Below are 11,993 nucleotides of genomic sequence, written 5' to 3' on the forward strand. Positions count from 1 at the left end.
TCGGGGGCGTCGGCCGCCCTCAGTAGGCCGGCTCCAGCCCGCTGGTCCGATAGGCCTCGGCCGCCTGCGGCGTCGTCAGCCCGGCGAGGAATCGGGCCGCGCCGTCCCGGTCCGCCGCGCCGCGCAGGATCGCCGCCGCGAAGGTCGTCATCTCCTGCACCGGGTCGGGGAGGGGGCCGACCACCTCGATGCCGGGCACGACCATCAGCTCGCTGATCTGCTGGACGGCGATGTCGGCCTCCCCGGAGACCAGCTTCTCGGCCGTGAAGCCCTGCGGGATGATCGTCGCCCGGGCGTTCACCGCGTCGGCGAGGCCGAGCCGCGGCAGCAGGCCGGCGAAGTAGATCCCGCTGGCGCCGGTCCGCGAGTAGGCCACCGACCGCGCCTCCACCAGGGTGCGCTTCAGCGCCTCGACGGTCGCGATGTCCGGATGCGGCGCGCCGGCCTTGACGGCGATGCCGTAGCGCGAGCGCACCACGTCGACCCGGCTCTCGGGCTCGACGCGGTCCTCGGCGACGAGCCGATCCATGGCGTCCGACAGGACGAGCACCGCGTCGGCGGTCTCGCCCTCGGCGAGGGTCTTCATGATGACGGTGGTCGGCGCCCAGTGGATCGCCGGCCGGCCCCCAGCGGCCTCGAAGGCCGGGACGACGTGGGCGTCGAAGGCGCCGCGCACCACCAGGGCGCATTTGAGGCGTGTCTCGGGTCGCTCGTTCGGCATCGTGTGTCCAGTCTCTCGTCTCGGGAGGAGCGGTCGGGCGGCCGCGCCGAAGAAGCGGTCCGTCACCGCGGCGGTGCGGCGCGGGAATAGTCGATCGCCGTGAACCCGCCGCCCTGGTAGCGCTCCACCACCGGGTTGCCGCTGGTCTTCCCCTCCAGCGCCGCCGCGTGGGCATCGGCGCTGTCCTGCGGCGTCCAGCCGATGACGGTGCGGCCGTCCTTCCGCCACCAGGTCATGCGGCTGTTGTTCGAGGCGCCCCAGATCACCACCGAGCCCGTCGGGCCGAGGTTCGGGGCCAGGGTGGCGCGGGTGATCAGCCGGGTCAGGTCGGCGTAGGACAGCCACGTGGCCAGCATCCGCGCGTCGGTCGGCTCCGGGAAGCACGAGCCGATCCGCAGGAAGACGCTCTCGACCCCGTGCTTGTCGCGGTAGAGGCCGCCCATCAGCTCACCGTAGGCCTTGGACAGGCCGTAATAGCCGTCGGGCGCGAGGCCGCAATCGTCGTCCAGCACCTCGGACCGCGGGTGGAAGCCGATCGCGTGGTTCGACGAGGCGAAGATCATCCGGGCGCCCTCGCGCCGGGCCGCCTCGTAGGCGTGGTAGAGGCCGCGGATGTTCGGGCCGATCACGGTCTCGAACGGGTGCTCCACCGAGATCCCCCCGAAATGGAGGATCGTGCCGCAGCCCTCCGCCAGCCGGAGGATTGCCGGCCCGTCCTCCAGGTCGGCGACCTGGAAGCGCGCCCCCTCCGGCAACGGGTCGGGGAAGGGGACGCGGTCCGTGAGCCGGAGCGTCCAGCCCTGCGCGCCGAGCGCGCGGGTCAGGACGCGCCCGAGGGCGCCGGAGGCTCCGGTCAGGAGGACGGGTTTGGGCGGGACGGTCTCGGCGCTCATGGGACGCTGCTCCAGATTCCGGCGGACTTGATCGGACAGCCTCGGTCAGACGGCCTTGGCCGCGGCGAGGGGGCCGGCTTCCGCCGGGTTGCGCGGCCGCCGCACGAAGATCGCCATCGCGACGACGCCGGCCGCCGCGATCAGGGCGGCGATCACGAAGGCGCTGGCGTAGCCCCCGAGATACTGCACGGCCAGTCCCGTGGCAGTCGGCCCGATGATGCCCGAGATGTTGCTCAGGAGGTGGATGAAGCCGCTGACGCCGCCGACCCGGGCCTCGGGCACCAGCTCGTGGATCGTGGCCCAGCAGGATTGCACCGAGCTGGTCAGCATCAGCACGGCGAGCGCGATCAGCGCGACCGCCATGGCGGTGCTGGTCGCGGCGTTGACCATGATCAGGGCCACCCCCGCGATGGCGAGCGGCACGATCGTGGTGATCTTCCGCGCGGCGAGCTTGTCGCCCATGCGCGTGTAGACGAAGTCCGCCACCACGCCCCCGCCGACATAGCCGACGAAGCCGCAGGCCCACGGGATCGACGCGACCAGCGCCATCTCCTTCACCGGCATGTGCAGCGCGTCGGTGAGGTAGCTCGGGAGCCACGAGAGGAAGATGTAGAGGGTGTAGTTCACCGCGAACATGCCGAGCCCGAGCGACAGGGTGCTCGGCAGGAACAGGTACTCCTTCAGCGAGCGGGCATGGTCGGAGGGCGCGAGGTGCGTGACCGCCCGGCTGCGCTCCACGAGGGCGATCTCCTCCGGATGGACCCGCGGATTGTCCTGCGGCCGGTCGGTCATGAGCATCCGCCACGCCACGACCCACAGCAGGCCGACGGCGCCGATGGCCACGAACGCCACGCGCCAGCCGTACTGGATCGCCAGCAGGCCGACGACCGGCGCCGCGATGGCGCTGCCTACCGTCTGGCCCGAGAAGGTGAAGCCGATGGTCCGGGCGGTCTCCTCGCGGGGGAACCACGTGGTGATGGTGCGGTTCGTGGTGGAGTTCATCGGCCCCTCGGCGAAGCCGAACAGGGCGCGGACGATGAACATCTGGGCGAAGCCGGTCACCGCCCCTGTGAGCATGCACAGGACCGACCAGGAGGCCGCCGCCCAGCTGTAGACGCTGCGCGGCCCGTAACGGTCGGCGAGCTGCCCGCCCACGAAGGCGAACAGCGCGTAACCGAAGAAGAACGTGCTGAAGATCACCCCCAGCTCAGAGGGCGACAGGTTCAGGTCCTGCTTGACGAAGGGCGCGGCGACGCCGAGCGCCGCTCGGTCCATGTAGTTGATGATACCGGCGATGAACAGCAGGAACGCGATCAGGAACCTGTAACGCTTGGCGAACATGGGCATCCTCCAGAATATTTATGATTTTCTTTTCTTGTTTGCTTGGTGCGGCCCGGCGGTCAGAGGTCACGGCTCGACCGCCGCCGGTTCCGCCTCTCTTGCCCCTTCGAGGGGCATGGTCGGGCCCGCGCGCGGCGCGGGCCTGAACGCGTCGGCGCCTCCTACAGGAACGCGATCGTGCAGGGACTGAGGCTCGGGCGCGAACCGGTCCGAGTGAGGTCTCCGCTCTCGGGATCGATGGCGAAGGCGACGAGGCAGTCGCCCTGCTCGTTGGCGACGAGCAGGTGGCCTCCGTCCGGTGCCAGGACCATGAAGCGCGGGTCGCGGCCGCCGGAGGACGTCCAGCCCGCGGGTTCGAGGCGCCCGGCCGGGTCCGCCCGGAACCGCGCGATCCCGTCCTGTCCGCGGTTCGACGCGTAGACGAACCGCCCGTCGGGCGTGACCGCGATGGCCGCGGCGGTGCTCGCGCCGAAGAAGTCCGGCGGCAGGGTCGAGACGAGGTGCAGGGGCGTCAGCGCTCCGGCGTCCGCGTCCCACCGGCAGGTGGCGACGCTCGAGTCGAGCTCGTTGACCAGGAAGGCGAGGGACTCGTGCGGGTGGAACGCGATGTGGCGCGGGCCGGCGCCGGGACGCATCGCGGTTTCCGAGACGATGGCGAGCCGCTCACCCGCGAGCTTCAGGACGAAGACGCGGTCGAGGCCCTTGTCGGGAACGATGACGTGGCGACCGTCGGATGACAGGACCACGTGGTGCGGGTGGGCGCAGGCCTGCTCGGTCCGGTGCGGGCCTGGCTCGCCCGGGAGCGGCAGCACTTGGCACGCGGGCTCCAGGCCGCCATCGGCGCGCACCGGCATGAGGGCGACCGATCCGCTGGCGTAGTTGGCCACGATCAGGAACCGACCCCCGGGGTCGAGGGCCTGGTGCACGCTGTTGGTGCCGCCGGTGGCGGCGCTGCCGAGGCCGCGCAGGGTGCCGTCGGGCTCCAGCGCGAAGGCGCTCGCCGCCTCGCCGTCGCCCTGGACCGTGTAGAGGATCGCGCGCGCCGGGTCGGTCACCAGGAAGGACGGGTTCGTCAGGTTCTCGACCCGGCCGAGATGCGTCCAGTCGTCGAGGTCGCGACCGGTCCGATAGATGTCGATGCCCCGGCCGCGCGCCCGGCGCCGCTCGGTGGTGAAGCAGCCCACGAAGGCGAGGCCGCGGGGGGCGGGGTCGGTCATGCGGAGCATCCGGATCGAGGACGGGGCTGCGGGGGCAGCCGGCGGGATCGACGGTGCGGGGATGCCGGTCGCCCGGGCGCGGCGGTCCCGGCGCCCCGGGCGGCTGTCCCGCTGCCGCTCGCCGGCGCGCCGCGTGTGTCCGGGAAGCCGATCACGGTCGATCCTCCCGCCATCGGCTCAGGCCCGCCGCGGGGTGCGGCGCAGGAAGTCGGGATTGAGTTCGGACAGGCGGTTCACCCCGATCAGCGCCATGTCGCGGTTGAGTTCCTCCTTGAGGATCCGCATCGCGTGCTCGACCCCCGCAGCGCCGCCGAGCGCCGCGGCGAACATGAAGGGCCGGCCGAGCAGGACGAAGTCGGCGCCCAGCGCCAGCGCCTTCATCACGTCGGTGCCCCGGCGGATGCCGCTGTCGACGATGATCTTCAGCCCGCCCTTCCGGGCGGCGATCTCCGGCAGCACGTCGAGGGGGGCGACGGCGTAGTCGAGCTGGCGGCCGCCGTGGGTCGAGAGGATCACGCCGTCGGCGCCGCACTCCCGCGCGATGTCGACGTCCTCCGGCGCCAGCAAGCCCTTCACCAGCAGGTTGCCGGACCAGCGCTTGCGGATCGCCTCCAGGTTCTTCCACGAGAGCTGGTCGCGGGCGATGGTGTTGCGCACCGCGCCCTGGGACATCATCGGCGGTCCGCGCTCGGCCTCGGTGTTCTCGAAGTGCGGGGCCCCGTGCTTGAGGAAGGTCCGGGCGACGGTTCCGAGCAGCCAGCGCGGGTGGGTGGCGCTCTGCCACGCCACCTTCGGCGTGACCTTGATCGGCATGGAGAAGCCGCTGCGGATGTTGTGCTCGCGGTTGCCGAGGGTCGGCGTGTCGGCGGTCACCACGAAGGTCCGGTAGCCGGTGGCCTCGACCCGGTCGAGGAGGCGGTCGATCCGGTTCTGGTCGCCCGGCAGGTAGCCCTGGAACCAGGCCTGCGGGTTCTGGGCGTGGACGTCCTCCAGCCTGATCAGCGAGGAGGCGCTCAGGCACATCGGCAGGTTCATCAGCTGGGCCGCCTCGGCGAGCACGAGGTCGCCCCGGTAGGCGATGAAGGCGGCCCCGCCCAGCGGCCCGATCCCGAACGGCGCCGCGTAGGTCTGGCCGAACAGCGTGGTGGCGGTGTCCCGCGCCGAGGTGTCCCGCATCAGGCGGGGCACGAGGGCGTAGTCGGCGTAGGCGCCGCGGCTCTGCGCCAGGGCCGAGCCCGTCTCGACCCCGCCGGAGACGTACTGGAAGATCATCGGCGGCAGGAGCTTGCGGGCGTGCCGCTCGAAATCGTCGAGGGCCAGCAGGTCGCGGAACCGGTAGGGCGTGACCGCGTCGCTGCGCTTCAGGCTGGTGACGATGGCCTGCGGGGCCGCGATGCCCGGCGCCGCGGCGTCCGCGCCGCCGACGGTCGGCGCGGCGCGCTCTGGGGCTCCCAGTCCGGAGGCCGGCCGGTCGAGCGTCGCCATCGGATCCTCCTGTGGGCCGCCCGATCGAGCGGCTCCTTGAAAGCGCTTTCAGATAGCCAGCGGCCGGGTAGGGTGTCAATATACTGCCGGTTCGGCCCGCTTCTGCTGGCCGGGCATCGCCGCGTCGCGTATCCGGGGCCGACGCGCTGCCCCGCGGGGCCGTTCGGGATGGGGGATCGATCTCAGTGCTGGACCTGCCGGAGGAGATCCTCGAGCCGCCGACGCGCAGCCCGGTGGCCCGGGACGTCGCCCGCCGCGCCGGCGTCTCGACCGCGACGGTCTCCCGGGTGCTGAACGGCTCCGCCGGCGTCCGGGCCGACAAGCGCGCGGCGGTGATGCGGGCCGCGCAGGATCTCGGGTTCGTCGCCAACGGGGCGGCCCGGGCGCTCTCGACGCGCCGCTTCATGGCCGTCGGCGCCGTCGTGCCGAACATCGAGAACGAGGCCTTCGTGCGCGTCCTGTCGAGCTTCCAGGACCGGCTGCGGCAGGCGGGCTACACCCTGGTGGCGGCCAATGCCGGCTACGACCTCGAGGACGAGCTCCGCGAGGCGACCTTCCTGCTGGAGCGCGGCGTCGACGGGCTGATGCTGGTCGGCGACATCCACCACCCGGACCTCCACGCCCGGATCGCCCGCGCCGGCATCCCGATGGTGCAGACCTTCAGCCTGTCCCGCGAGCGCCCCTGCGTGGGCTTCGACAACGCTGCCTCGGCGGCCCGGGCGGCCAACTACCTGATGGATCTCGGCCATCGCCGGATCGGGGTGATCTCGGGCCTGCGCAAGGACAACGACCGCGGCGGCGCTCGGGTGACGGGCATCGCGGCGGCGCTCGCGGCCCGCGGCCTGCGGCTCGCTCCGGAGCACGACATCGAGATCTCCTACGGGATCGGCGGCGGCCGCGACGGGTTCCGCCAGATGCTGGCCGGCGGCCCGCCCCCGACCGCGATCATCTGCGGCACCGACCAGATCGCCTTCGGGGCGATGATCGAGGCGCGGGCAAGGGGGCTCTCCATTCCCGGCGACCTGTCGGTGATCGGCCACAACGATTCCGACTTCGCGCCCTTCCTCGACCCGGCGCTGACGACGATCCGCATCCACTCCGCCGAGATCGGCCACGCCGCCGGCGACCACCTGATCGCCCGGATCCAGGGGCGGCCGATGGTCCGCCTCACCGAGATCGACGCCGAGCTGATCCTGCGCGCCAGCACGGCCCCGCCGCGGCGTGCCGACGCCTGACCTGCGCTATCTTGCCACCCAGTTGAAATCGCTTACAACATGCGGACCGGCCCCGTCCGGCTCCGTAGACTCTCCGGAACACAGCATGGCTCCCCGCATCGTCCTCCTGCACGCGACGCCGGTCGCCATGGCGCCGATCCAGACCGCCTTCGCCGAGCGCTGGCCGGAGGCGGAGACCGTCAACCTGCTCGACGACGGCCTGTCCCTCGATCGGGCGAAGGAGCCGGGCGCGATCTCGGAGGCGATGATCGAGCGCTTCGTGCGGTTCGGCCGCTACGGCCACGACATGGGCGCCGACGGCATCCTGATCACCTGCTCGGCCTTCGGTCCGGCCATCGACCGGCTGGTCGAGACCGTGCCGGTGCCGGTGCTCAAGCCCAACGAGGCGATGTTCCGCGCGGCGATCGCGCAGGGCGCGCGCATCGGCATGCTGGCGACCTTCGGGCCCTCGGTCGGCACGATGACGGACGAATTCGAGGAGTTCGTCGCCGAGTCCGGGCGCCCGGCGAACCTCCGGACGGTCCTGGTGGACGACGCGATGGCGCGGCTGCGCGCCGGCGATGCCGAGACCCACAACCGGCTGATCGCCGAGCGGGCGCCGGACCTGCGCGACTGCGACGCGATCATGCTCGCGCATTTCTCCACCTCGCGCGCGGCCGAGGCCGTGCGGAAGGCCGTCGACGTCCCGGTTCTGACCGCGCCCCACGCGGCGGTGGATCGGATGCGGGCGATGATCGAGACCGGCGGGAGCGCCTGACCCATGAAGCTCGGTGCCTACAAGGATCGTCTCAGCGGCCATTGCGGCTTCCTGTTCACGGAGCTGCCGCTGGCCGAGCGCTTCGCGGCCGCGGCCCGTGCCGGGTTCCGCGCGGTCGAGCATCCCAACCTGTTCGCGACGCCGGCCCGGGAGGTCGCGGGCTGGCTGGAGCGGGCGGGCGTACCGCTGGTCCAGACCGGCTTCCCGGCGGGGGACGCCGCCAAGGGCGAGAAAGGCTTCGCGGCGCTGCCCGACCGGATCGATTACTTCCGCTCCACGATCGAGCCGACCCTGGACTACGTCGCGCAGCTCGGCTGCCGGATGGTCCACCCGATGGCGGGCGTCCGGCCCGCGGGAGTCGAGCGGGCGCGGCTCTGGGACACCTATCTCGACAACCTCGCCTTCGCGGCCGACGCCGCCGGCGCGCGCGGCATGACGGTGATCGTCGAGCCGATCGGTCCCGGCTCGATCGCCGACTACGCGATCGACGATCCGCTGCTGGCGGTCGAGGCGATCCGGACGATCGGCCGCGACAACGTCAAGCTGCTGTTCGACGCCTATCACTGCGTGTGTCTCGGCCATGACCCGGCGGCGCTGATCCGCGCGCACGCGCCGCTCATCGCCCATGTCCAGATCGCCGACGATCCCGGGCGGCACGAGCCGGGGACCGGCACGATCGCCTTCGACCCGATCTTCGCCGCCCTGGAGGAGGTCGGCTATTCCGGTTTCGTCGGCTGCGAGTACCATCCCGCGGCCGGTACCGAGGCGGGGCTCGGCTGGATGCGGGCGGCAGCGGCGTAGCGCTGGGGCCTCAGAACCGGGCGGCGACGCCGCCGATGATCGTGCGGGGCTGCCCCGGCGTCGCGTAGCGGTTCTGGAACGCGCGGTCGTAGAACGTCGCGTCGAACACGTTGTCGACGTTGAGGTAGATCCGCACGCCCGGCGCGATCTGGTAGTACGAGATCAGGTTGACCAGCGTGTATTGCGGCAGGTTGAAGGTCGCGAGCGCCGTCCCGGCGGCGCGCCGGCCGACGAAGTCGAGGCCGCCGCCCAGGCCGAGCCCCTTCAGGTCGCCGCTCTGAAACTCGTAGACGGTCTGGAACGCGAGGCTGTTGGCGGGCACGTTGGCGATGCGCGTGCCGACCGGCAGGGTGTTGTCGCGGGCGACGGCCGCGTCGACGCGCGTGTAGGTCCCGATCACGCGCCAGCCCGGGGCCAGGTAGCCGGCGGCGGTCAGGTCGAAGCCGCGGCTGCGGACGGTGCCGGTGGCCACGCTGAAGTTCGGGTCGACCGGATCGGTGCTCAGGACGTTGGAGCGCCGGATCTCGAACAGGGCGGCGGTGGCGTCGAGGCGCCCGTCGAGGAGGCTGACCTTCGCGCCGGCCTCGTAGCCCTCGCCCTCCTCGAACGCGAAGGGCCGGCCGCTGCGATCCGTGCCGATATTGGGCCGGAACGAGCGCGCGTAGTTGCCGTAGAGCGCGACCGTGTCGGTCAGGTCGTAGAGCAGGCCGAAGCGCGGCGTCGCTACCAGACCCTGGAGGCTGGTGGTGCTCTTCGTGAGGTTGTTCGTCGAGACCAGCCCGAGGTCCTCGACCCGGACGCCCAGGAGGGCGTGGAGGCGGGGCGTGAGGTCGATCTGGTCCTGCACGTAGCCGGCGTAGCTCTCGGTCTTCTGCAGGAAGTTCGTGACCCGCGCGGTGATCGGCGGCAGTGGCTGGCCGTAGCGCGGCGCCAGCAGGTCGAGGAGGAACGGGTTCGTCGCCACGTTCGAGCGGTTGAACACCTCCCGGTAGCGGTAGCTGTCGTATTCCAGCCCGAGCAGGAGCGTGTGGCGGAACGGGCCGGTCTCGAACTTGCCCGCGAGATTCGCCTGCAGGTCGAGGTCGGACCACGTCAGGTCCCGCCATTCCAGGGTCCGCCGCTGGGTCCGGCCATCCGGCAGCAGGCCGATGGCGCCGACCCCGTAGCCCGACAGGTTCCCGCCGAGAACCTGGGCACCGACGTTCAGCACCCAGTCCTGGTCGAACCGGTGCTCGACGCGCAGCTGGCCGAGGGCGTTGTCGACATGGGCCGGCGGCAGGCCCGGCTCGCCGATGAAGCGGCTGCGCGGCAGGGCGCGCACGTTGCCCCCCAGCGGGACGATGCCGCGGTCGAAGGTCTGCGCCGTGCTGACGAAGTCGCCCTCCAGGGTGACGGTCGTGTCCGTCGTCGGCTTCCAGGCGATGACCGGGGCGAGGGCGTAGCGGTCGCTGGTAACGAAGTCCCGGAAGCTGCCGTTGTCCTCGACGGCGCCGGTGACGCGGGCCAGCACCTGGCCGCTCTCGTCGAGGGCGCCCGTGGCGTCGAAGGTGCTCCGCTTGGCGCCGAAGCTGCCGTACTGCGTGCCGACCGTGAGGGAGCGCGCCGCCAGCGGCTGCTTGGTCACGATGTTGAAGGTGCCGCCGGGATCGCCGCGGCCGTACAGGAAGGCCGAGGGGCCCTTCAGGACCTCGATGCGCTCGATGGAGACGATGTCGGGGCTGTTGGGGTAGCCGCGGTTGATCGGGAACCCGTTGCGGTAATACTCGCCGGTCGCCACGCCGCGGATCGTGAACTCGGTCAGGCCGAGACCGCCGAAATTGTTGCCGCGGCCGACGCCCGCGAGGTCGAGGGCGCTGTCGATCCGCGTCGCCGCCGCGTCCTCCAGCACCTCCTGCGGCACCGCCACGATGGTCTGCGGCACCTCGCGGACGGGCGTGTCGGTCCGCGTGGCGCTCACCGCCCGCGTGGCCCGGTAACCGTCGACGCGGGACGTCCCGTCGCCGGTCCCCGCCACCGACAGCTCCTCCAGCTGGACTTCCTGGGAACTGTCAACGGCAAGTTGAGCCCAGCCAGGAGACGGGAGCAATACCTGAGCGAGGAAGAGGGAGATTCTGGCTGCGCGTCCGGAAACACCGCGCGAAGCCCGCGTGCAAGACCTTGCACAGTTACGCCGTACCACGATGTCGACCATTCTGTTTCGAGTGGCGCCAGATACGGTGCGGAAACATTCACGGTCAAGCTTGATCGTCGGCGGAACATCCAGGCTAGATTTTGAATAACTATAATCTGGGCGGGATCGACGGTGCGCCCGCACGAAGCGCGCGAAGACCCCGTCGTTGCCCGTTCGACCGCTGAGGGAAGGGGAGGGTCGCTCCGGCGCACGGGCTCTCAACACGCCGGGTCGCGGGGCATCTGCACAGACGACGCCTCTCGCACCGTCCGAGCGATCGTGACCGGTTCGCGCGCCGCCCAGACAGGGCGAAGCGGGACCTGTTCCCGGTCAGGCGCCGCCGAGCAGCCGCGCCCGGCGGTCGAGGACCGTGGGCCAGACCTCGGGATTGACGAGCCGCGGCGGCGTCTCGCCCCGGAGCAGGCCGACGATCTGCTCGGCCCCCCAGGCGGCCACGTTGCGCCGCGCCTCGTGGGTGACGCCGGCGGTGTGGTAGGTCGCCACCACGGTGTCGAGCTGCAGCAGGGCCGCGTCGAGGGACGGCGGTTCCGGCGACCAGACATCGAGGCCAGCCCCGGCGAGATGGCCGGCGGTGAGCGCGGCGGCGAGCGCCGCCTCGTCGTGGACCCCGCCCCGGGCGGTGGTGATGAACAGCGCCCCCGGCTTCATCGCCGCGAAGGACGCGGCGTCGAAGCTGCCCCGGGTGGTGTCGTCGAGGGGGCAGTGCAGGGACACGATGTCGGACTCGGCGAGCAGCCGCGCCCTGTCCACCGGCTCCGCGCCGCGGGCCCGGATCTCCGCGTCCGGGAGCAGGGGATCGTGGGCGAGAACCCGCATGTCGAAGCCGCGGGCCAGTTTGGCGACCTCCCGGCCGGTATGACCGATCCCGATCAGGCCCAGGGTCGCGCCGCCGATCTCGTGGCCCATCAGCGATTCGCGGGTGAAGCCGCGCGCGGTCCGGAGCAGGCGGTCGGAGACGCAGATCTTGCGCGAGACGGCGAGCATCAGGCCGATCGCCAGTTCCGCCACCGAGCGGGCATTGCCGCCCACTTGGTTCACCACCGCGACGCCGGCCCGGGTGCAGGCGGCGGCGTCCACCGTGTCGAAGCCCGCGCCGGCCGACGAGACCGCGAGCAGGTTCGGGCATTCGGCCAGCAGCGCGTCGGTCACGTGCCAGCGGCGCGGCAGCTCGTCCCGCGCCGGCGAGACGTGGAGGACGTGGGCCCGCGCCAGCAGCGCCGCGAGCGCGTCCTCCGGTCCCTGCAGGTCGCCGACCTGCAGGTCGATGTCGGGCTCGGCCCCCAGGCGCGCGTCGAAGACCGGATTGATCCAGACGTTGAATCGGCAGACGCGCTTGGGGGCCGACACCCGGT

The 11,993-nt window shown here is 71.8% G+C and carries 10 protein-coding genes; 3 read left to right on the forward strand and 7 right to left on the reverse strand.

Annotated elements, in window-relative coordinates; genetic code table 11:
* Positions 1-19: 19 nt before the first annotated feature.
* From ACLBYG_RS10965 to ACLBYG_RS10985, 5 genes are all read right to left on the reverse strand, one after another.
* The gene (locus ACLBYG_RS10965) at positions 20-721 is read right to left on the reverse strand and encodes a molybdate ABC transporter substrate-binding protein (RefSeq protein ID WP_447681471.1); all 702 of its coding nucleotides are present in this window, start codon (positions 719-721) and stop codon (positions 20-22) included.
* A gap of 62 nt (positions 722-783) precedes the next feature.
* Complete coding sequence (locus tag ACLBYG_RS10970) at positions 784-1,614, reverse strand: NAD-dependent epimerase/dehydratase family protein (RefSeq protein WP_447681472.1); 831 nt, start codon at positions 1,612-1,614, stop codon at positions 784-786.
* Between the two features lie 45 nt (positions 1,615-1,659).
* Positions 1,660-2,955 (reverse strand): MFS transporter, encoded by a 1,296-nt coding sequence (locus ACLBYG_RS10975; RefSeq protein WP_447681473.1) that lies wholly within the window; start codon positions 2,953-2,955, stop codon positions 1,660-1,662.
* A gap of 161 nt (positions 2,956-3,116) precedes the next feature.
* Entirely contained in the window at positions 3,117-4,172 is a 1,056-nt protein-coding gene (locus tag ACLBYG_RS10980; protein ID WP_447681474.1) for a lactonase family protein, read from the reverse strand.
* A gap of 177 nt (positions 4,173-4,349) precedes the next feature.
* Positions 4,350-5,657, reverse strand: a complete 1,308-nt coding sequence (locus ACLBYG_RS10985; RefSeq protein WP_447681475.1) for an alpha-hydroxy acid oxidase — start codon at positions 5,655-5,657, stop codon at positions 4,350-4,352.
* A 185-nt stretch (positions 5,658-5,842) separates the two neighbouring features.
* Between ACLBYG_RS10985 and ACLBYG_RS10990 the strand changes: the two genes are divergently transcribed.
* The 3 genes from ACLBYG_RS10990 (at position 5,843) to ACLBYG_RS11000 (ending at position 8,450) form a co-directional block, all read left to right on the forward strand.
* The gene (locus tag ACLBYG_RS10990; RefSeq protein WP_020093014.1) at positions 5,843-6,892 is read left to right on the forward strand and encodes a LacI family DNA-binding transcriptional regulator; all 1,050 of its coding nucleotides are present in this window, start codon (positions 5,843-5,845) and stop codon (positions 6,890-6,892) included.
* Between the two features lie 85 nt (positions 6,893-6,977).
* Complete coding sequence (locus ACLBYG_RS10995) at positions 6,978-7,649, forward strand: aspartate/glutamate racemase family protein (protein WP_447681476.1); 672 nt, start codon at positions 6,978-6,980, stop codon at positions 7,647-7,649.
* 3 nt (positions 7,650-7,652) lie between these two features.
* On the forward strand, positions 7,653-8,450 hold the full coding sequence (locus ACLBYG_RS11000) for a hydroxypyruvate isomerase family protein (RefSeq protein WP_427509619.1): 798 nt from the start codon (positions 7,653-7,655) through the stop codon (positions 8,448-8,450).
* A gap of 10 nt (positions 8,451-8,460) precedes the next feature.
* Here the strand turns inward: ACLBYG_RS11000 and ACLBYG_RS11005 are convergent, their stop codons facing one another.
* Both ACLBYG_RS11005 and ACLBYG_RS11010 read right to left on the reverse strand, forming a co-directional pair.
* Positions 8,461-10,464, reverse strand: a complete 2,004-nt coding sequence (locus ACLBYG_RS11005; RefSeq protein WP_447681477.1) for a TonB-dependent siderophore receptor — start codon at positions 10,462-10,464, stop codon at positions 8,461-8,463.
* A gap of 486 nt (positions 10,465-10,950) precedes the next feature.
* Positions 10,951-11,988 carry a hydroxyacid dehydrogenase gene (locus ACLBYG_RS11010; protein WP_447681478.1) on the reverse strand — a complete coding sequence of 346 codons (1,038 nt, stop codon included), beginning with the start codon at positions 11,986-11,988 and terminating at the stop codon, positions 10,951-10,953.
* Positions 11,989-11,993: the final 5 nt, after the last annotated feature.

This window comes from Methylobacterium sp. D53M, from assembly GCF_053345625.1.